Annotated in this window: 18 protein-coding genes; 11 read left to right on the forward strand and 7 right to left on the reverse strand. The window is 48.3% G+C overall.

Annotated elements, in window-relative coordinates; genetic code table 11:
• Positions 1-254 precede the first annotated feature (254 nt).
• The 8 genes from ntrB (at position 255) to NIES2104_RS09815 (ending at position 8,936) form a co-directional block, all read left to right on the forward strand.
• Positions 255-1,088: a nitrate ABC transporter permease gene (gene ntrB / locus NIES2104_RS09780; protein ID WP_058998043.1), complete on the forward strand. Its 834-nt coding sequence runs from the start codon at positions 255-257 to the stop codon at positions 1,086-1,088.
• Positions 1,089-1,109: 21 nt separating this feature from the next.
• On the forward strand, positions 1,110-3,125 hold the full coding sequence (locus NIES2104_RS09785) for a nitrate ABC transporter ATP-binding protein (protein WP_058998044.1): 2,016 nt from the start codon (positions 1,110-1,112) through the stop codon (positions 3,123-3,125).
• Positions 3,126-3,395: 270 nt separating this feature from the next.
• Positions 3,396-4,232, forward strand: coding sequence for a nitrate ABC transporter ATP-binding protein (locus NIES2104_RS09790; protein WP_058998045.1), 837 nt, complete (start codon positions 3,396-3,398; stop codon positions 4,230-4,232).
• 417 nt (positions 4,233-4,649) lie between these two features.
• Positions 4,650-4,895 carry a DUF1830 domain-containing protein gene (locus NIES2104_RS09795; protein WP_058998046.1) on the forward strand — a complete coding sequence of 82 codons (246 nt, stop codon included), beginning with the start codon at positions 4,650-4,652 and terminating at the stop codon, positions 4,893-4,895.
• Positions 4,896-4,909: 14 nt separating this feature from the next.
• The gene (locus NIES2104_RS09800) at positions 4,910-7,120 is read left to right on the forward strand and encodes a molybdopterin oxidoreductase family protein (protein ID WP_058998047.1); all 2,211 of its coding nucleotides are present in this window, start codon (positions 4,910-4,912) and stop codon (positions 7,118-7,120) included.
• 141 nt (positions 7,121-7,261) lie between these two features.
• The gene (locus NIES2104_RS09805; RefSeq protein WP_058998048.1) at positions 7,262-7,726 is read left to right on the forward strand and encodes a phosphate-starvation-inducible PsiE family protein; all 465 of its coding nucleotides are present in this window, start codon (positions 7,262-7,264) and stop codon (positions 7,724-7,726) included.
• Positions 7,727-7,737: 11 nt separating this feature from the next.
• Complete coding sequence (locus NIES2104_RS09810; RefSeq protein WP_058998049.1) at positions 7,738-8,190, forward strand: nitrate reductase associated protein; 453 nt, start codon at positions 7,738-7,740, stop codon at positions 8,188-8,190.
• 134 nt (positions 8,191-8,324) lie between these two features.
• Complete coding sequence (locus tag NIES2104_RS09815) at positions 8,325-8,936, forward strand: DUF938 domain-containing protein (RefSeq protein ID WP_058998050.1); 612 nt, start codon at positions 8,325-8,327, stop codon at positions 8,934-8,936.
• A gap of 209 nt (positions 8,937-9,145) precedes the next feature.
• On the opposite strand, the gene NIES2104_RS09820 is transcribed toward NIES2104_RS09815, so the two are convergent.
• The 4 genes from NIES2104_RS09820 to lpdA all read right to left on the reverse strand — a co-directional run bounded on the left by NIES2104_RS09820 (position 9,146) and on the right by lpdA (position 13,058).
• A complete protein-coding gene (locus tag NIES2104_RS09820; protein WP_156426915.1) occupies positions 9,146-10,054 on the reverse strand; it encodes a hypothetical protein in 909 nt (302 codons plus the stop codon).
• 63 nt (positions 10,055-10,117) lie between these two features.
• Positions 10,118-10,381, reverse strand: coding sequence for a DUF5340 domain-containing protein (locus NIES2104_RS09825; RefSeq protein ID WP_058998052.1), 264 nt, complete (start codon positions 10,379-10,381; stop codon positions 10,118-10,120).
• A 118-nt stretch (positions 10,382-10,499) separates the two neighbouring features.
• Entirely contained in the window at positions 10,500-11,384 is an 885-nt protein-coding gene (gene trpC, locus NIES2104_RS09830) for an indole-3-glycerol phosphate synthase TrpC (RefSeq protein ID WP_058998053.1), read from the reverse strand.
• Between the two features lie 249 nt (positions 11,385-11,633).
• Positions 11,634-13,058, reverse strand: coding sequence for a dihydrolipoyl dehydrogenase (gene lpdA / locus NIES2104_RS09835; protein WP_058998054.1), 1,425 nt, complete (start codon positions 13,056-13,058; stop codon positions 11,634-11,636).
• A gap of 187 nt (positions 13,059-13,245) precedes the next feature.
• On the opposite strand from lpdA, the gene NIES2104_RS09840 reads away from it, so the two are divergent.
• Positions 13,246-13,455 carry a hypothetical protein gene (locus NIES2104_RS09840; protein WP_058998055.1) on the forward strand — a complete coding sequence of 70 codons (210 nt, stop codon included), beginning with the start codon at positions 13,246-13,248 and terminating at the stop codon, positions 13,453-13,455.
• A gap of 35 nt (positions 13,456-13,490) precedes the next feature.
• Here the strand turns inward: NIES2104_RS09840 and NIES2104_RS09845 are convergent, their stop codons facing one another.
• Positions 13,491-13,679, reverse strand: coding sequence for a hypothetical protein (locus NIES2104_RS09845; protein WP_202815044.1), 189 nt, complete (start codon positions 13,677-13,679; stop codon positions 13,491-13,493).
• A 275-nt stretch (positions 13,680-13,954) separates the two neighbouring features.
• On the opposite strand from NIES2104_RS09845, the gene NIES2104_RS09850 reads away from it, so the two are divergent.
• Positions 13,955-15,394: a TerB family tellurite resistance protein gene (locus NIES2104_RS09850; protein WP_058998056.1), complete on the forward strand. Its 1,440-nt coding sequence runs from the start codon at positions 13,955-13,957 to the stop codon at positions 15,392-15,394.
• A 74-nt stretch (positions 15,395-15,468) separates the two neighbouring features.
• Here the strand turns inward: NIES2104_RS09850 and NIES2104_RS09855 are convergent, their stop codons facing one another.
• Positions 15,469-15,654 (reverse strand): hypothetical protein, encoded by a 186-nt coding sequence (locus tag NIES2104_RS09855; protein WP_058998057.1) that lies wholly within the window; start codon positions 15,652-15,654, stop codon positions 15,469-15,471.
• A 300-nt stretch (positions 15,655-15,954) separates the two neighbouring features.
• On the opposite strand from NIES2104_RS09855, the gene ileS reads away from it, so the two are divergent.
• Entirely contained in the window at positions 15,955-18,825 is a 2,871-nt protein-coding gene (ileS, locus tag NIES2104_RS09865) for an isoleucine--tRNA ligase (RefSeq protein WP_058998058.1), read from the forward strand.
• Between the two features lie 131 nt (positions 18,826-18,956).
• On the opposite strand, the gene leuB is transcribed toward ileS, so the two are convergent.
• On the reverse strand, positions 18,957-20,036 hold the full coding sequence (gene leuB / locus NIES2104_RS09870) for a 3-isopropylmalate dehydrogenase (RefSeq protein WP_058998059.1): 1,080 nt from the start codon (positions 20,034-20,036) through the stop codon (positions 18,957-18,959).
• Positions 20,037-20,162 lie beyond the last annotated feature (126 nt).

Genomic DNA, 20,162 nt, shown 5'->3' on the forward strand with positions numbered 1-20,162 from the left:
AAGGGCTGAGGCGTGTTTTAGAATTTCTCGCTTCGTTCGCTCCCGCCCCGGAATAGAATTCGGGGCTAATCGAACGAAGTCCATTAAAGGGGACTAAAAGACAAATCAAGCATCTTCAGTCCGTTTCAACGAACTTCGCACTGTTAGCCCCGAATTTCATTCCGGGGCGGACTGACACCGAAGCGAGAAGATCCCTAAAACACGCTAAACTTCAAGCCCTTCCCTGTTCATCCTTCACCAAAACCTCCTCCTCCATGACTATTAACCCCTCTCTTCGTCCCGCTCGATCGTCTAAGTCCTCAGAAGCGCTGAAAAAATATGGCAGCTTACTGATCCCAGTTCTGATTTGCGTTGGTGTTGCTCTCGTGATCTGGCAAGTTCTCTGCATGGGTCCAGAATCGAAAATGCCCGGACCGATTAAAGTCATAGAACAAACCTGGAAATTGATTCTTGATCCGTTCTATGACAATGGTGGTACCGATAAAGGGTTGGGTTTGCAAATTCTGATTAGTTTGCAGCGTGTGGCTTTAGGCTATTCGATCGCGGCTGTCGTGGGTGTGGCGCTCGGTGTATTGCTCGGTGTGAGCCAGTTTATGCAGCGCGGTTTAGACCCGATCGTGCAAGTCCTTAGAACCGTTCCGCCGCTAGCATGGTTACCGATTTCGCTAGGGATTTTCCAAGATAACAACCCCGCTGCGATCTTCGTGATTTTCGTGACTGCAATTTGGCCCATCGTGATTAATACTGCCGTGGGTGTACAGCAGATTCCGCAAGACTACAACAACGTTGCGAAAGTGCTGAAGCTATCGGGTAAAGAGTATTTCTTTAGCATTTTGGTGCCGTCTACAGTGCCGTATGTGTTTGGTGGATTGAGAATTGGGATTGGTTTGGCGTGGTTAGCAATTGTGGCTGCCGAAATGCTGAAAGCAGAAGGTGGAATTGGCTTCAAAATCTGGGATGCTTACAACGCGGGTAACGAAGACAGCATGAGCCAGATCATTATCTGTGTGTTGTTAGTGGGTTTAGTCGGTTTAGCGCTCGATCGCTTCGTTGGCTGGCTCGGTTCACGCATTACTTCTGACCACTAAACCCTTCACCTTTAAGTTGCTATGTCTGTTTTCCTAGAAGTTGACCACGTTGATAAGGTATTTCCGCTTAAGGATGGCGGCGAATACATTGCACTGAAGAACATTGAACTGAAGATCAAACAGGGCGAGTTCATTTCGTTTATCGGGCATTCGGGCTGTGGGAAGTCCACACTGCTAAACATTATTGCGGGACTCGATCGAGCTTCGACGGGTGGCGTGATTCTCGAAGGTCGGCAAGTGACAGAACCGGGACCCGATCGCATGATGGTGTTCCAAAACTATTCGCTCTTACCTTGGAAGACAGTCCGCGAGAACATCGCGCTGGCAGTCGAAAAGGTGATGAAAGAGGCTCCGAAATCTGAGCGGAATGAAGTGGTAGAGCGTCACATCGACATGGTGGGACTGCGCCACGCAGCCGATAAGAAGCCGAAAGAGCTATCGGGCGGGATGAAACAACGAGTCGCGATCGCAAGAGCGCTGGCAATTCGTCCGAAGTTACTTCTACTCGATGAACCGTTTGGGGCATTAGACGCGCTAACCAGAGGAAATCTACAACAGCAGTTAATGTCGATCGCGCAAGAAAACAATGTGACTTGCATTATGGTGACGCACGATGTGGATGAAGCATTGTTGCTTAGCGATCGGATTGTGATGCTAACAAACGGACCCGAAGCACACATCGGTCAAATCTTGTCTGTGCCGATTCCCCGCCCCCGCGCCCGATTGGAAGTGGTGAATCATCCGAGCTACTACGCTCTGCGAAACGAGATGATTTACTTCCTCAATCAGCAAAAACGAGCAAAGAAACGTCAGACGAAAGAGAGAATCGCGATCGCCAAAAACGGCTTAGAGAAAGTCAATCTCGAAATCGGCTTTGTTCCCTTAACCGACTGTGCGCCGCTCGTTGTTGCTCAAGAAAAAGGCTTCTTCAAGAAGCATGGACTTGAAGAAGTGACGCTCAGCCGCGAACCTAGTTGGAAAGCCATTTCCGAAGGCATTCGGACGGGTAGACTCGATGCCGCTCAAATGGTTGCAGCAATGCCGTTAGCGATGACGCTTGGATATGGTGGTCATGCTCCGCAACCCGTTACGACAGCACTGGTGCTATCGCGAAATGGAAATGCAATCACGCTGAAAAAATCGCTCCTAGATCAAAGGGTACGATCGCTGTCTGACTTTAAGCGGTTCATCGAAACCACACAGGATCGCGCTCATACGTTGGGCGTGGTTTATCCAACTTCGATGCACAATTTGATGCTGAGGTATTGGTTAGCATCGGGCGGCATTGATCCAGACCAAGACCTTTCACTCACAGTCGTTCCACCACCACAAATGGTGTCGAACCTGGTGGCAGGAAACATTGATGGGTACTGTGTGGGTGAGCCTTGGAACTCTCGTGCGGTGAAAGAAGGTTCAGGATATGTGATTGCAACAGATATGGAGATCTGGCAAGGACACCCGGAGAAAGTGCTAGGTGTGCGCGAAGCGTGGACGAATCAGCATCCAGAAACGCACAATGCGTTGGTAAAAGCACTCCTTGAGGCTTGCGAATACTGTGACGATCGCAGAAATCGCGAAGAAATTCTCAGTCTGTTAGCCCGTCCTCAGTATGTCGGTCCGGCAGCAGAATTTGCTCGCCCTGGGTTGATTGATGCCTACGACAAGGGAACGGGTGAAGCTCCCGCGAACTTGCTGCGCTTTAACCAGTTCCATGTGGACAACGCAAACTGTCCCGGTCGCGTCGAAGGACTATGGATTCTGACACAGCTTGCACGCTGGGGCATTACTCCCTTCCCACGCAACTGGATCGAGGTCACTGAGCGGGTTCGTCGCGTTGATTTGTATGGTCGTGCAGCGCGGGAAATCGGCTTCCCAGACCATGAGGGCGATCGTAAATCTTTCGCCTTGTTCGATGGCAAAGTGTTCAACCCGGATGATCCGATTAGCTATCTCAATAGCTTTGAAATTCACGGCGAAGTTCGCATCGAAGAAGTGAACCTTGATCCGGTTGAAATCAAAACAACTGTCGCTGCTTAGAGGACGTTTGAGAAGTATGGAAAGCCCCTTCGCTTCGTTTTGCTCTCGCCCTGAAATAAATTTCGGGCTAATCGCGGAAAGTCTACTGAAGTAGACTGGGAGCCAGTTTCAGTTTCTTAGTCCTTTTCAAAGGACTTTCGCCGATTAGCCCGAAATTCATTTCAGGGCGGGACGCTGCAACAAGCGAAGACTTTTCAAACTTCCTCTTAAATTCTCCAAGCATTAAGCTCGCCTCTGAATCCTCTGTTCTCCCTACTTCCCCATTCCCTTATGCAAATTCTCTCAACTCAAGCCGCTCAAACCGAAGCCCAATCAGCCGCTCCCTTTGTCGAGATTGAGGGAGTTTCTAAGGTTTATCCGAAGCGAGACGGTGGTGAAAACATTGTTCTTCAAGATGTCAATTTGACCGTTGGCGAAGGTGAATTCGTTTGTGTGATTGGTCACTCTGGTTGTGGTAAGTCTACGCTGCTCGATATGGTTTCTGGTTTTCGTCAACCTTCGTCAGGTGAAGTGCGCGTTCAAGGCAAACGAGTCGAACAACCGGGACCCGATCGCATGGTGGTCTTCCAAAACTATTCGCTCTTACCTTGGAAGACCGCGTTCGAGAACATTTACTTGGCAGTCAACGCAGTCTATCCCGAAAAATCCAAAGCTGACAAAACTGAGATTGTCAATCAGCACTTAGCAATGGTGGGACTAGAAGAAGCAGCGAACAAAAAGCCCGGACAGCTATCCGGTGGGATGAAGCAACGGGTGTCGATCGCTCGTGCATTGTCGATCTATCCTGAAGTGCTCATTCTCGATGAGCCGTTCGGTGCGTTAGATGCAATTACCAAAGAAGAATTGCAAGAAGAACTGCTTCAAATCTGGGCACAGCACAAAGTTACTGTCATGATGATTACGCATGACATCGATGAAGCGCTGTTCCTTGCCGATCGCATTGTGATGATGACCAATGGACCTGCGGCAAACATTGGCGAAGTCATGACTGTTCCTTTCCCGCGTCCCCGCGATCGAGCAGCACTCATGGAAGACCCGCAATACTACACGTTGCGAAACCAAGCACTCGACTTCTTGTTCGGTCGGTATGCTCATGATGATGACTAAATGATTACAATTGCGATCGTATTCAAGCAAATTAAATACTGTATACAATGAATACGATCGCAACACAAAAAGAAACATTTTTGGATACGAACTTTAAACCGATTGGTGTAACGACTCTACACAGCAGCAAGAATTCTAGAACGCCTGTTACAAAGCAATTTCTTCACCTTCATTCATTCAGCTTTGTATATTTTTTTCTTGCAGAAGCACTTGATTGAGACGGGGCAACTATGATCAAAATTGTCAGCCCGTAATCTACAACACAGTTCGATTCTCAGTCGTCTGCTCAGAATGAACGATGTCGTAGATTTTAACTTCTCGAAGACGACTCTCCACAACCGCTGTCCGAAGCTATCGCTCGCTTTTTCGCTCCCGGTTTGACTTGTCCTCTTTTACGGGTGAATCCCCCTCCGATTCATGACCTCGATCCTGTGCTATTACACCAACCGTTCCCAAGCCATTCAACAGATCCGATTGCAAAAGAATCCACAGCGATCGCTCGATCGCATTGTGTTCCCTGGTGAGAAATTTATGTTTGAAGCCTTACCAGAAGGACTACTAGAGATTTATACTTACACTGCAACTGGATTGCAGTTACTTCAAACGATTGCCTGTGAGCAGCTACAAGTCCTTCAACGCGACTCAGCAGAACTTGAGACATAAGGGAGAACACCGTCATGGCTGAACCAACTAAAACGCTCTGCCCCTACTGTGGGGTGGGTTGCGGCTTAGAGGTACTGCCGCCTGCAATACCGGGAAAAGCCGTCAACCGCGACAAAGATGGCACACCGATTTGGAATGTGCGGGGCGATCGCGCTCACGCATCGAGTCAGGGTATGGTCTGCGTCAAAGGAGCCACGATCGCTGAATCCCTCCACAAAGATCGTCTCCGCTACCCGATGATGCGCGATTCGCTCGATGAGCCGTTTCGTCGAGCGACTTGGGAAGAAGCATTGACAAAAATTGTCGATCGCATTCGCATGGTGAAATTTACCCAAGGCGTGGATGCGATCGGGATGTATGCTTCAGGACAGTTCCAAACCGAAGACTACTACATCGCTCAAAAGCTGATGAAAGGCTGTCTCGGCACCAATAACTTTGATGCAAATTCGCGTCTATGTATGTCTTCTGCGGTGGCGGGATACATTCAAAGCTTTGGTGCAGATGGTCCACCTTGCTGCTACGAAGATTTAGAGCAAACCGATTGTGCTTTTTTGATTGGAACCAACACAGCGGAATGTCACCCGATCGTGTTTAATCGCTTTCGTCGCTATCACAAAAAGAACTCGAATGTGAAGCTAGTCGTGGTTGATCCCCGCTGTACTGAAACGGCTGAGGCGGCTGATCTTCATTTAGCAATCAATCCCGGTACAGACATTGATTTAATGTACGGAATTGCTTACTTATTGCTGCGGTGGGGCGACATTGATCCAGCCTTCATCGAGTCTCACACCAACGGCTTTGAAGAGTTCAAAGAAGTCGTTAAGCACTATCCGCCCGATGTGGTTTCGATTCGGTGTGGAATTGCTGAGACTGATTTGCTCACGGCGGCACACTACTGGAGCAGATCAAAGCGGGTCATCTCCATGTGGTCGATGGGGATCAATCAATCCTCGGAAGGAACGGCAAAAGTTCGATCGATTATCAATCTACATTTGCTCACGGGACAGATTGGTAAACCGGGAGCCGGACCTTTCTCGCTCACCGGGCAACCGAATGCAATGGGGGGACGTGAAGCAGGTGGACTCTCTCATCTTCTGCCAGGCTATCGATTAGTCAAAGTTGCAGAACATCGCGCCCAACTCGAACAATTCTGGCAACTTCCAGCCGGTTCGATTTCTGCAAATCCGGGTCGAACCGCTTGGGACATGATCACCGGACTTGAAACCGGAGAAATTGGCATGCTTTGGGTGGCGGCAACCAATCCAGCCGTGAGTATGCCCGACATTGAGCGGACGAAAGCGGCACTTCGTCGATCGCCGTTCACGGTTTATCAAGAATGCTACTATCCAACGGAAATGGCAGATTATGCTCATGTGTTGTTACCGACTACACAATGGAGCGAAAAGACCGGAGTGATGACTAATTCCGAGCGGCGGGTGACTCTGTGCCCACAGTTTCGAGTGGCTCCGGGTGAAGCTCGCACCGATTGGGAAATCTTTGCAGAAGTCGGACGTAGATTAGGCTATCGCAAGCAATTCGCGTTTAACTATTCAGCGGAAGTCTATGCAGAATTTGTGCAAGTCACCCGCGATCGACCGTGTGATCAATCCGGACTCAGCCATACGTTCTTGCGCGAAATGGGTGCGACACAATGGCCTTTTTCCAATAAAGCAGAACCCTTGCCGCAAAAGACTGACAAAGCAAAACGGCTCTATACCGATTTGAAATTCCACACCCCAGACGGCAAGGCACGTTTCTCATCTGCCCATTCACGCGGACTTGCAGAACCTCCAGACGATAACTACCCCTTTGTGTTAACAACCGGGCGATTGTATGGACATTGGCACACTCAGAGCCGCACTGGACGAATCGAGAAAATTCGCCAAATGTATCCGAATCCATTCATTGAGATTCACCCGAAAGATGCAGCCAAGTTAGGCGTTCAAGCTGATGAACTGATCGAAGTGCGATCGCGTCGAGGCATGGCGCGTTTTCCCGCCAGAGTCACCAAAGCGATCGCGCCTGGAACGGTTTTTGTGCCGATGCACTGGGGCGCACTCTGGGCTGATCACGCAGAAGCGAATGCACTCACACATGAGATTGCTTGCCCGGACTCGAAACAACCGGAACTGAAAGCTTGTGCAGTGCAATTAATTCCAATGAGCGCGATCGACAATCTCAGTGTTGAAGCTCAAACCCCTGTGTTTGCTTCTACATGGTTGTAAACGATCGGGTGTTCATTGCCCTGTCCATAGACTTTGCTCAATTCTTCCTGATAGAATCCCCCATGTAACAAAGCGCACGATTTGCTTTACTCCGATCGCACTGTCTGGGTATGCTCACAGCAGTAGAGGTGGTAGGTATTTATGCGGCGTTCTCTGTGGAAATCATTGCGAGAAGGAATGAAAGACAACAATTTTCTCCATTTCCTCGAACGCATCGAAGGTTGGGTGGCAAAAATTTTGTCGCTCATGATGCTGCTCGTGATCTTTCTCTCGGTGTTTCAACTGGGCAGAGTTTTAGTAGCTGAGCTGACTTCGATTTCGCCGTATGACTATTCCACGAGAGTTTTGTTTACCATTTTTGGTTTATTTCTCAACGTTCTCATCGCGTTTGAAATTCTAGAGAACATTACCGCCTACTTGAAAAAGCACGTGATTCAAGTGGAATTAGTGATCGTAACTTCATTGATTGCGGTAGCTCGAAAGATCATCATTCTAGATTTGGAGAAAACGGCTGGGATCGATTTGATTGCACTGGCGACGGCGATCTTTGCGCTTTCTATCAGTTACTGGATTGTTCGGAATGTTGCTCCTAAAAGTAATCATTAAGGAGTCGATCGATGAGTCCTTTCTTTCAATTTGAATCTGATTTTGTTGATTCGCTGCGCTGCGTTCCGATGATTGTTCGATTCAAGCTCGATACATGCGGCGTGAAGTTAAAGCTGCATCAATGGAATAAGTTTACAGAACACGATCGCCATCAAACCGTCGAGCGACCTTGCACAACAGCAGATGAGATTCAGCACTATCACGATTTTTTGCACGACTTGATCAAACAGCGAACGGGAGAAACAGCGACGGATTTAGCGATCGATCCTGCTCCCCCGTGGACTGATCCGACGACAGTTCCTGAGAGTGTGCAAACCAAAGCAACAGACATTGGTATACAAATTACAGTCGCGCAATGGGAGTCGCTTGCGCCGATTCAACGATTTGTATTGATTAAGCTCAGTCGATCGGCGCACGAAAACGCGAATTTTCTTCCGGCTGTGAAAGAATTTCAGTTGGTCTAAAAAGCTGTCGGATAGCGATTGATTCAGAAGCTGTTTCTTTTGCGACTTGTTCTGCTAATGCTGTTTGAGGAACGCTTCTAGCAATCTGTTTTACTCTGCAATTTCTCTTGAAAATCTCCGCGAATTCTGAAGACATGAACGACTCTGACGATCGACAATACGCACCCGCGACTCAACGCAATCGAGACCCCATTCTGGAGGTCTTGCACGAAGTCTTGCCCGCGACTGGAACAGTGTTAGAGATTTCTAGCGGGACTGGAGAACATGCTGTTTTCTTTGCGCCTCGGTTAGCTCCTCGACTGTGGCAGCCATCTGATCTCAATCCAGTCGCCCTAGCGAGTATTGCCGCATGGCGTGAGGTTGAACCGAGTGAAAATTTAGCCGCCCCGATCGCGATCGATGCGCGTGATTCGGTTTGGAATGTTGAAAAGCCGATTTGTGCGATCGTCAATATCAATATGATTCACATCTCGCCTTGGTCAGCGTGTTTGGGATTGATGGCGGGCGCAAATCGGATTCTGCCATCCGGTGGAATTTTGTATTTGTATGGTCCTTACAAACAAGGTGGAACGCATACAGCACCGAGTAATGCGATGTTTGATGAAAGCTTGCAGCTTCAAAATCCAGAATGGGGTGTGCGAAATTTAGAGGATGTGACTGCTGCGGCTGAAGATCAAGAATTAGTACTGCTAAAAGTGGTTGCAATGCCAGCGAAGAATCTATCGGTTGTGTTTCAGAAGCGTTAGAGGATATTTGAAAAGTTGCCGTTCGTTGCAACGCCTCGCCCTGAAATGAATTTCGGGCTAATCGGCGCAAGTCCATTGAAATGGACTAAGAACTTGAGACTGGCTCCCAGTCTACTTCAGTAGACTTTCCACGATTAGCCCGAAATTCATTTCAGGGCGGGAGGCAATCGAAGCGAAGAGACTCATCAAATTGACTAAGATAACGCTCCTCAAGTTTTACGAGTGCGATAAGTGCGACGGCGAACTAAGAATTCAGGAATGTCGCTTTCTGGCTTGAACGAATTCGATCGAGCCGTTGATTTCAAATCTGGCGGCGCAGACGTATCGATCGCATCAATTAGCGCTCTCACTTCCGGCGGCAATTCCTGATCGGTTAATGCTTGCTTTAGCACGATCGCGGTTTCGTGCAATCCCTGAAAGCGCGTTTTCCAGTGCTGTACTGCCGTTTCGTACTCGCTCGCCTGTTGCGCCTGACTCAGAATCTGTTCCTGCATCTCTGCGGTTTGGCTTTCGAGTTCGGTGATCCGAGTTTGGCTTTGTTCGCGATCGACTTCGAGTTCTTGACACACTTGCTGAAGGAGCGCCTGAGTCGTCATGTGTCGGGCAATCCGAGATTCTAGCGCTTCGACCTGCGCTTCGAGTTCAATGATTCGCGTCTGAGCTTCTTGCTTTTGGGATTCGAGTTCTTGTAGCTGCTGCCGTCTCAGGTGCAAATCGGTTTGCAGTACTTGTAACTGTTGCTCGATCGCGAACGGTTGAAGCTCAGCGGATTCGCTTTGTCTTGCTTCCGCCGCATCTAAGAGAATTTGATAATCACGCTCTCGCTGCTGTGCCTGTTGTAGTTTCAATTCGAGTTCTGCTTTTTGCTGTGAAAATTGCAGCTTTAGTTGATGAATCGCCTGCTGTTGCACATTCGCGATTTCTTCAGTCGAAGCGAGTTGTCGTTCGAGGAAATGCTGATTCACGACTTGCGATCGCAGTTCCTCTAAACTTGCGATCGACTGATCAAGTGCTTGTTCTAGATCACGAATGCGACGCTGCTGTGCCTGAACCTGTTGTAACAAGTCCGAAACCGTAGAATCATCAAACCTCAAACTGAGTTGCTCCGGTTCTGACACCGCTCGATCTCCAAAAACTCGACTACCAAGGTACACGCAGTCTCGAAATTGTGCCTCCGTAACTCAGTGTTTCGGTTCTGAAGGCAGGGTTACGGCTTCGGTCGGCATCTCTACACTGTTGAGTGACCAGCGATATTCGATCGGAATATTCAATCGATCGAGTTCGCCTTCAAGATGTTTTTGCTGAGAGAGTGCCTTGCGAAGGGCGATAATCAGTTGCTGGACTTGTTCTCGCTGTTTCGCATTGACCGCAAACATCGTCTGACGTTCTAACAGTTGTAAGAGCAGCTCGTAGTGAATGTGCGATGGCAAAGGAATCGGTTCCATGAAAGACCTACAAGGAAGGATTGAATAGCGAGAGAGCACTCTCTAGACTGTATACGCTGAATCCCTAGAAACTCAAGGATCACGCGAAAAAATTATTGCAGTCAGAACTTGCTTCGGGTCATCCCGCCAGTAATTGTGCCAGGGCTTGTCCAGGATCAGGCTGTTTGACAAGCGATTCTCCGATTAAAACGGCTGTGGCTCCCGCTTCTGAAACTCTGGTTAAATCGGCTGCCGTATAGAGTCCGGATTCACTCACGATCGTAATGTTTTTTTCTGCTAACGCTGAAGCGCGATCGCGCAAGATGTCCTCTGTGGTTTTCAAGTCCACCTCAAAATTCTTCAGGTTGCGATTATTCACGCCAACAAGCGTTACACCATCGAGAGTGAGAACGCGATCGAGTTCTTCTACCGTGTGAACTTCAATCAGTGCAGTCATTTCCAAAGCTTTGACGATTTTGAGGAAGTATTGCAAATCTTTATCTGAAAGAATTGCCGCAATCAATAAAACGGCATCGGCTCCATGCAGTCGCGCCCAAGACATCTGATACGGGTACACGATGAAATCCTTACACAACAGCGGTAAATCAACGACCGCCCGGATTTTTGCCAAATTCTCGAAGCTGCCTTGAAAGAATTTGGTATCGGTAAGGACAGAAAGACAGGTTGCGCCACCGGATTGATAAGATTGTGCGATCGCTTCTGGATCAAAGTCTTCGCGAATTACGCCTTTACTGGGTGATGCTTTCTTGACTTCAGCGATCACGGCAGGTTTCGTTGAGCTATTTTTCAGGGCAGCTAAGAAATCTTTTGGTGCGGGTAAATCTTTCACCTTACGCTGAAGTTCAAGCAGCGGCATTTTTTCCCGTAGTTGATCGACTTCGGTTTCTTTTTGCCAAACGATTTCTTCGAGAATATTCTGGGGAGCGCTGTCTGGTACTTTGACTTGATAGCGCAGTTCTTGGACAGCGACAGCGGGATTGGGGCGACGACGACGAATTTCCATTGATGATTGTGAGGGTTAGAGGAATTAATCTAGGTTCTGATGGTTTGGGGGAGTGCCCCCTAAATCCCCCACGAGTGGGGGACTTTGAATTGCTACAGCCCTTTCAATTGCAGGAACAATTTCTTGGAATCACAGCTTAGCTTCGGTTTCAAGATTGTCCTTGAATTCCAGAGTGTTTTCCCCTCTCAAAGTCCCCCATTCTGGGGGACTTTGAGAGGGCAGAAGCAGACTAAAACGAAGCGAAATCATTTACGCATGAACCGCAGCCCGTTTATATGCCTCATCCAAAATTTCAGACAGCGTAGGATGCGTATGCACCAAAAACGCCAACGATCGCACTGATTCCCGTTTCGCGATCGCATTCGCCGCTTCTTGAATCAGATCTGCCGCATGAAGCCCGATAATATGCGCTCCTAACACCTCTCCGGTATCTTTGCGGTAAACGATTTTCGCGATTCCTTCGGATTCTCCTTCTGCGATCGCTTTTGCATTTCCTTTGAAATACGTCCGCACCACCGCCACCTCAAATCCTTCTGATTTCGCGAGTTCTTTCGCTTGCGGCTCAGTCAACCCGACAAAACTAATTTCAGGATGAGTAAACGCCGCTGCCGGAATACTACGGTAATCGATTTCGCGCTCTCGACCGCACATATTCTCGATCGCCACCACTCCTTGAGCCGAAGCCGCATGAGCCAGCATCATTTTCCCGGTCGCATCCCCGATCGCCCACAAATGCGGCACAGGTTTGCCCTCGGATAACACTTGCATCTTGTCGTTCACGGGAATGTACCCGCGATTGAGTTCGACATTGACGCTTTCAAGCCCTAACTCTTTCGCAAACGGAATTCGACCCGCAGCCACGAGACAGGCATCGACTTCGAGCACTTCGACTAATTCCTTAGTCTTGGCATCGATAAGCTCGATCGTCACCGGAGATCCCGGAATCACTTTCGCCGCAAATACGCCCACTTTCGTTTCGATATCGCGAGGCGCAATCAGAATTCTCTGAGCCAGTTTTGCAATATCTGGATCAAATCCGGGCATCAGTTGATCGAGTCCTTCGATCATCGTGACTTCGCAACCAAGCGCCGTATAAACATCGGAGAATTCTAAACCGATGTAGCCGCTACCGACGATCGCAACCCAAGGCGGCAACGATTCCAACTTAATCGCGTCATCGCTGGTGAACACGGTTTTTCCATCGGTCTGAACTCCCGGCGGTACGAATGGAATCGACCCCGGAGCCAGAATGATTTCTTCTGCGGTCACGGTCTTTTCGCCTTCTGGAGTCGCGACGATTAATTTCTGCTCTCCAGCCACTCGCGCTTTTCCATGAATCACATCGACCCCCAAACGTTTGAGGCTACCGATCAAGCCTTCACGCTGTTTGGTCACGATCGACATCGCATGATTCGCGATCGCCGCTCGATCGAAGGCAACATCCCCGACTTCAATCCCCAACGACTTTAAATGATGCTCGTTCTGTAACTCTCTGACTCGTCCGGAAGCTGCCAAGAGTGCCTTAGAAGGAATGCAGCCTCGATTGACGCAGGTTCCGCCCATATCCGCCGCTTCAATGATTGCAGTCTTCAAACCACAATCGATCGCGTGAAGAGCCGCGCCGTGACCGCCCACGCCCGCGCCGACAATCACCAAATCATAATCGTAAGCCACAGTTCCCTCCCGTTCTCAATGCCTATTTATTCTCATCTGTGAAGCGTCGATTCGACAATACGGCGAGGCTAAATCGACGAATGAAATCCTTTTTTCTGAACTGGGCATCCTGATTCAAGCGGAGTCACCGTGAAAAATGAAGGGATCGCGTGGAGATGACTGTCTCACACTGTTTAGGAGTAGCCTCATGGATCGACAACAGCGAGAATTACGTCGTGCTGCTGCGGAAGCCTTTGCAGAATCGCTCAGTAAACTAGAGCAAACGCTTTCTATTTCTGAATCTGAGGCAGCCACTTCGGATAATTCGTCGAACGTGCAGCGCGGTGAAACCATCGACCTTGAGCAAGCTTTTGCCGACCTCGAACGCTTCATGCAGGAGAAAGAAGAACAGAATTAAGAAGGGGAAGCGGTCAATCACTTCCCCTTTCCTGCTTAAATTTCTCCCTCAATTTTCTTACGGATAATCTCGTAAGTTTCCTCAAAAGAATTCGTCTTATATCGCACCGCATTCGGACTTCGACGACTAAAAAGCTCCCGAATTGCTTCATCATCGTCTCGATGAGCTAAGACATAAGCTTTCAAGTCTTCTCTACTCATGGCTTTAAAGTCTGGTTTCATCATACAAACTCCCAGTTTCCATCTTGAAAAATGACAACTTCGATGCTTTCCTCAGCCAGAACATAAATGATTCCGCTTAGGGGATCAAATCGGAAAAGGTTGATATCTCGCAACATCGTCGAGAGACTTTGGCAAACTTCAACGGCTTTAATTGCCTGTGCAACGGTGAGATTAATAATCTGTTCCTCAATTCTGACATAAGAATACCCAGCGAGTTAGTGACTGATAGACGCTGGGTACGCTCAGGTCAAACTTTTGTCCTGAATAGGAAACTTCCAATGCCAGCAATCATTTCCTTAATTTTGCCTGTGATCCTACCCTCAGTCAGTGCAATTTTTTCTGCGATCGTGCCGTTTGCGATGATGGCACTGGGGAGCCTGTTAGGATTTGCAGTGTCTCGTGTGGGTCAATTGCCAAAATACATCAAGATTCTAATTCTGCTCTACCAAGATTCAGCACCAGATTCGCAGACTCGTAAATATCTCACTACTGCTTTGTTAATTTTAGGCAGCATTCTCACATTCATGGCTCATTCTTTCATTCCATTCACGGGCGTTCCGTTCATCGGGATGGTCACGGCTCCGATCGCGTTGCTTGTCGCGATCGTGGTTGCATTAGCCACCTTGGATCTAGTGAGCAACCTGAACGAAGACCATGTGCGAAATTTCAAGACAATTCACGCGAATGGCGACTTTCAATCAATGCAAGACGATATGTTGACCCTGAAGGTGGACATGGGCGATTCTTGGGTCGATTTGACAAGGAAAATTCAGACCGTCTTTGAGAAAGCAATGCCGCAAATCGAGGCTTTGGGACAAGAACTTGCTAAAGACGGAAGGGATTTGTCTCAAGAAATCAACAAGTGTTTTAGTTATCAGCTTGTTGAATTAGCGGTTTATTTTAATGGTGAAACTGGCAGCAAGATTACGCTGGGAGAATCAGAAATTGCAGCCGTGCGAGAAAGCTTAGAGCCTTGGCAAAAAGTAGGAACGTCGCTGTTTGCTGGAAGTGTTGCAGGAATCGGCAGCGGTATGATTGCGTCTAACGCTGCAACTGCCGCTTTTATGCCTGCTGCTTGGTGGACTCCAGTAGCGACACAACTGCCCGGAGCGCTTCGAGCGGCGATCGGCATGAAAACTGTGGTGGGTGCTTCGAGTTATGGATTGTTGACCGTTGGGGCACCGATCGCATTAGGACTTGCAATTGGGGCTGGAACATTTGGAGTCACGATGTATGCGTTCAATCAAATGGAAGCCCGAAATTTGAGTAGCTTTCTTGCAGATGTGATTTTGGCATCGTTACCGATGGTGAAAGCCGATGGAGTGTTTGACGAAGAAGAAAAAACTGCGATCAATCAATTGCTGGCAAATCCTCAAATTCAGGATCACGATCGACAACGGGTTCGAGCAGTGATGAGCAACATTTCTACGTTTGAGGACGTTATTCATCAGAATTTGTTGAGCGAGAAAAACTCTGACAAGGCGGACATCAAGCGGAAATTGCTGCTGTCTCTGACTTGGGAAATCGCGAAAGCAGATGGCAAAATTGCGGAATCGGAGCAATTGTTGCACGATCGAATGGCAAAAATCTTGCAAGTTGATTCACAAACCGTGCATGAGATTCGGCGGTTAATTGCGCCTAAAATTCTAGCGGCTTCAACGAATTCACCAGTTCAGGTGGAGGCGAATCTTCAGAAAGAGAGTGCAGTTGCTGGATAGCATCTTATTTCAGACTCGACCAGTTGCGATGCGATAGAGAAGGGGATCGAAATTGCGCCGATCCCCTTCGTTATTTAGATTTCACCCGCGATCTTCTTTCTCAAAATCTCCTTAATTTCTTCGGGGTCGTTTGTGGTGTATTTCACTGCGTTTGGATTGCGTCGATTAATGAGTACTGCAAGTGCCTCATCATCTTCTCGATTTTCAAGCACATACGCTTTCAGTTCTGCTCTGGTCATGGCTTCAAAATTCGGTTTCATTGACAAACTCCCAGGTTCCATTTTGGATGATGACAATTTCGATATTCTCGCGGGCGAGGATGTAGATTGTTCCAAACGGGACTGAATCGAAATAAGTAGATGTCTCGATACAAATCAGACAGTTTTTGGCAGAGTTCGACAGATTTGATTGCCTGTGCAACGGTGAGATTGATAACTTTTTCCTCAATTCTGACAGATTCCGACTGCCCAGCAAATCCGAAACAAATTTCGCGCTTCTCTCCACAGTGGCGAAATTCCTGACAAAATAGACGGATACTTGATTTTTCTAGCCCTTTTCTTATGACTGCGACAGAACCCGGTTCATACAAAAACAGCGTGAACCTGCCCCAAACGAAGTTTGATATGCGTGCCAATGCCGTCAAACGTGAGCCTGAACTGCAAAAATTCTGGGCAGAGCAACAGATTTACGAACACCTGTCGCAAGAGAATCCGGGTGAGGTGTTTATTCTGCATGACGGACCGCCTTATGCGAATGGTGCGCTGCATATCGGTCACGCCCTGAATAAAATCCTCAAAGATACGATCAATAAGTATCAATTGCTAAAAGGGCGAAAGGTGCGCTACGTGCCGGGATGGGATTGTCATGGATTACCGATCGAGCTAAAAGTCCTGCAAACCCTCAAGCCCGAAGAACGGCGGCAGTTGACTTCATTATCGCTGCGGCAAAAAGCGCGAGATTTCGCGATCGATACGGTTGCCCAACAAGCGACCAGCTTCAAACGCTACGGTGTTTGGGGCGATTGGGAGCATCCTTATCTGACGCTGAAACCTGAATACGAAGCGGCTCAAATCAGTGTGTTTGGGCAAATGGTGCTCAAAGGTTACATCTATCGTGGATTAAAGCCGGTTCACTGGAGTCCTAGCTCTAAGACAGCACTGGCGGAAGCAGAATTAGAGTATCCAGAGGGTCATACGTCTCGGAGCTTGTACGCAGCGTTTGAAGTGCTGAATCTGTCGAAAGATTTGCAGATGCCGCTCGATCCGTTTTTGGGTGAGTTGGGTGTGGCAATCTGGACGACGACACCTTGGACAATTCCGGCAAACTTAGCTGTGAGTGTGAACCCGGAGCTAGTTTATGCCGTGGTGGAAGTTGGAGAGAATGCACCGGGACGATTTAAGTATCTGATCGTGGCGAAAGATTTGGTCGATCGCTTATCTGAAGTTCTTGGTACTTCGCTCGAAGTCAAAGCGACGATGATGGGTCGATTGCTGGAGCATTGTACGTATCGACATCCATTGTTCGATCGCGTTAGTGAAATCGTAATTGGCGGCGATTATGTCACCACTGAATCCGGGACAGGTTTAGTTCATACGGCTCCAGGTCATGGTCAAGATGACTATTTAGTGGGACAGCGATATGGATTGCCGATTTTGTCTCCGGTTGATGATGATGGCAACTTTACCGAAGAAGCAGGACAGTTCCAGGGCTTGAATGTGTTGGGTGATGGAAATCCTGCGGTGATTGAAGCACTGCAAGAGGCTCGATCGCTGCTCAAAGAGGAACCTTACCAACATAAATATCCGTATGATTGGCGCACGAAAAAGCCGACGATCTTTCGTGCGACTGAACAATGGTTTGCCTCGGTGGAAGGTTTTAGAGATGAAGCATTGCAAGCGATCGCCTCAGTGCAATGGGTTCCAGCACAGGGCGAGAATCGGATCACATCCATGGTGGCTGAGCGATCGGATTGGTGTATCTCTCGTCAGCGCAGTTGGGGCGTTCCGATTCCGGTGTTTTATGACGAGGAAACTGGAAAACCATTGCTAAACGAAGAAACGATCGCATATGTGCAAGCGATCGTAGCTGAGAAAGGTTCTGACGCTTGGTGGGAATTGTCGATCGAAGAACTTTTACCCGAAAAGTACCACGGTAAGAACTATCGCAAAGGAACCGACACCATGGATGTCTGGTTCGATTCTGGATCATCTTGGGCGGCAGTTGTGGAACAGCGATCGGAATTGCGATATCCCGCTGATCTCTATCTCGAAGGGTCAGATCAACATCGCGGTTGGTTCCAGTCCAGTTTGCTGACGAGTGTTGCAACTCAGGGACAAGCTCCTTACAAAACGGTGTTAACTCATGGTTTTACCTTGGATGAACAAGGACGCAAACAAAGTAAATCCTTGGGCAATGTCGTTGATCCAATGATCGTGATCGAAGGTGGTAAGAATCAACAGCAAGAACCGCCTTACGGTGCGGATATTCTGCGCTTGTGGGTGTCATCGGTGGACTACACGACAGATGTGCCGATCGGTAAAAACATTCTGAAGCAAATGTCAGATGTGTACCGCAAGATTCGCAACACTGCACGATTTTTGCTAGGGAACTTACACGACTTTGATCCAGCGAAAGATGCGATCGCTTACGAGCAGTTACCAGAACTCGATCGCTATATGCTGCACCGAATCACCGAAGTATTTGACGAAATCCAAGACTCGTTTGAAACTTATCAGTTTTTCCGCTTCTTCCAGACGGTTCAGAACTTCTGTGCGGTCGATTTGTCAAACTTCTACCTCGACATTGCTAAAGATCGGTTGTACATCAGTTCACTCAATGCAGAACGTCGTCGCAGTTGTCAGACGGTGCTCGCGATCGCGCTTGAGAACTTAGCCAAATCGATCGCGCCTGTTCTGTCACACATGGCAGAAGATATCTGGCAGTACTTACCCTACAAAACACCTTATAAATCAGTGTTTGAAGCAGGTTGGGTGAAGCTTGACGATCAATGGCGTAATTCAGATCTCGCTCAGAAGTGGGAACAATTGCGCGATATTCGCGGAGAAGCTAACAAAGTACTAGAACAAGCACGAACCGATAAAGCGATCGGGTCTTCACTCGAAGCAAAATTATTGTTGTTCGTGGCTGATCCAGCTTTGCGATCGGAGCTTCAATCGCTCAATCCATCGGATAGTTTGAAGGGGAATCATGTGGATGAATTGCGCTATCTGTTCATCACTTCGCAGGTTGAACTGAGCGATCGATTACCTGAAGCAAAATACACGGCTCAATCCGAAGGGTTAAGTATTGGTGTTGTGAACGCAGAGGGTGAGAAATGCGATCGCTGTTGGAACTATTCGACTCATGTTGGTGAATCGACAGAGCATCCATTATTGTGTGAACGGTGTGTTCCTGCGATCGAAGGACATTAGCTTCCTAGTATCAGCGATACTGTTGGCGCATGGTGAGCGGGACTTTTACTCCCTAGCCATGCGCCAACAGTATCTTTTATTCCAGGGCAGATGAATAATGGAGCGCAAAACATCATCGAATTCACATTAACCTACAGTGCGGCAACGATCGCATCTCCGATCGCTTGACATCCCACAAGCGTTTTACCCTCAGACATAATATCTCCGGTACGATAGCCCTGATCTAACACTTTCAAAACCGCTTGCTCGATATGGGTTGCAGCTTCCGCTTGATTGAAACTATAGCGCAGCATCATCGCAGCACTGAGAATCTGTGCTAGTGGATTTGCTTTATCTTGTCCCGCAATGTCTGGAGCAGAACCGTGAACAGGCTCGTAAACGCCCGGATTCGAGGCACCTAAACTGGCAGATGGTAACATGCCGATGCTTCCTGTTAACATTGCAGCCGCATCCGAGAGAATATCTCCGAACAGATTGCTAGTCACGATCGTATCGAACTGTTTTGGAGCGCGAAGGAGTTGCATCGCTGCGTTATCCACGTAAAGATGCGTCAATTCAACATCGGGATACTCAGCCGAGAGAGCAATCATACGATCGCGCCAAAACTGCGAGACTTCCAACACATTCGCTTTATCGACCGAGCAAAGACGCTTCGATCGCTTTTGTGCTGTTTCAAACGCGACTCGTCCGATACGATCGATTTCTGATTCGGTGTATGCCATTGTATTCACACCGCGTTTTTCGCCTGTTTCGGTGGTAAATACTCCTCGTGGTTGTCCGAAATAAATTCCGCCCGTTAATTCGCGTACGACCATGATATCGACCCCTTCCACGACTTCGCGTTTCAATGTGGAAGCATCAATTAACTGTGGAAGAATGGTTGCAGGGCGAAGATTCGCGAATAACTGTAAGCCCGATCGTAGTGCTAACAATCCCGTTTCAGGTCGCTGATGACGTGGGAGAGCATCCCATTTGTAACCGCCGATCGCAGCGAGTAGCACAGCATCACTTTGTTTACAGGTTTCAAGTGTCGCAGCGGGGAGCGGTTCACCTGTGGCATCGATCGCAGATCCGCCGATTAAAGCCTCTTGAAACTCGAAATTGAGATCAAATTTTTCACCGATGGTTTTGAGGACACGGACGGCGACCGACATGATTTCAGGTCCAATGCCGTCACCGGGAAGAAGTGTGATGCAATACTGCTGTGTCATAGCGCGTTTCTCAAGACTGCGGAAAGTATCATATCGCTAAACATAGAAGAATTCTCCTTGTTCTCATGATCTTGTAGTGTTTAGCAGAATTAATCTCGCGATCAATCTGGTGGTGTTTGTTTATCT

It is taken from the genome of Leptolyngbya sp. NIES-2104 (genome assembly GCF_001485215.1).
Taxonomy (GTDB): domain Bacteria; phylum Cyanobacteriota; class Cyanobacteriia; order Leptolyngbyales; family Leptolyngbyaceae; genus Leptolyngbya.

What these genes read in the sequence shown, in the direction of transcription:
- ntrB (WP_058998043.1), top strand. Translation starts at nt 255, where the DNA reads ATGACTATTAACCCCTCTCTTCGTCCCGCTCGATCGTCTAAGTCCTCA.
- NIES2104_RS09850 (WP_058998056.1), top strand. Translation starts at nt 13,955, where the DNA reads ATGCCAGCAATCATTTCCTTAATTTTGCCTGTGATCCTACCCTCAGTC.
- NIES2104_RS09815 (WP_058998050.1), top strand. Translation starts at nt 8,325, where the DNA reads ATGAACGACTCTGACGATCGACAATACGCACCCGCGACTCAACGCAAT.
- ileS (WP_058998058.1), top strand. Translation starts at nt 15,955, where the DNA reads ATGACTGCGACAGAACCCGGTTCATACAAAAACAGCGTGAACCTGCCC.
- leuB (WP_058998059.1), bottom strand. Translation starts at nt 20,036, where the DNA reads ATGACACAGCAGTATTGCATCACACTTCTTCCCGGTGACGGCATTGGA.
- NIES2104_RS09790 (WP_058998045.1), top strand. Translation starts at nt 3,396, where the DNA reads ATGCAAATTCTCTCAACTCAAGCCGCTCAAACCGAAGCCCAATCAGCC.
- NIES2104_RS09840 (WP_058998055.1), top strand. Translation starts at nt 13,246, where the DNA reads ATGGATCGACAACAGCGAGAATTACGTCGTGCTGCTGCGGAAGCCTTT.
- NIES2104_RS09825 (WP_058998052.1), bottom strand. Translation starts at nt 10,381, where the DNA reads ATGGAACCGATTCCTTTGCCATCGCACATTCACTACGAGCTGCTCTTA.
- NIES2104_RS09805 (WP_058998048.1), top strand. Translation starts at nt 7,262, where the DNA reads ATGCGGCGTTCTCTGTGGAAATCATTGCGAGAAGGAATGAAAGACAAC.
- NIES2104_RS09845 (WP_202815044.1), bottom strand. Translation starts at nt 13,679, where the DNA reads ATGATGAAACCAGACTTTAAAGCCATGAGTAGAGAAGACTTGAAAGCT.
- NIES2104_RS09795 (WP_058998046.1), top strand. Translation starts at nt 4,650, where the DNA reads ATGACCTCGATCCTGTGCTATTACACCAACCGTTCCCAAGCCATTCAA.
- NIES2104_RS09785 (WP_058998044.1), top strand. Translation starts at nt 1,110, where the DNA reads ATGTCTGTTTTCCTAGAAGTTGACCACGTTGATAAGGTATTTCCGCTT.
- NIES2104_RS09810 (WP_058998049.1), top strand. Translation starts at nt 7,738, where the DNA reads ATGAGTCCTTTCTTTCAATTTGAATCTGATTTTGTTGATTCGCTGCGC.
- NIES2104_RS09855 (WP_058998057.1), bottom strand. Translation starts at nt 15,654, where the DNA reads ATGAAACCGAATTTTGAAGCCATGACCAGAGCAGAACTGAAAGCGTAT.
- trpC (WP_058998053.1), bottom strand. Translation starts at nt 11,384, where the DNA reads ATGGAAATTCGTCGTCGTCGCCCCAATCCCGCTGTCGCTGTCCAAGAA.
- NIES2104_RS09800 (WP_058998047.1), top strand. Translation starts at nt 4,910, where the DNA reads ATGGCTGAACCAACTAAAACGCTCTGCCCCTACTGTGGGGTGGGTTGC.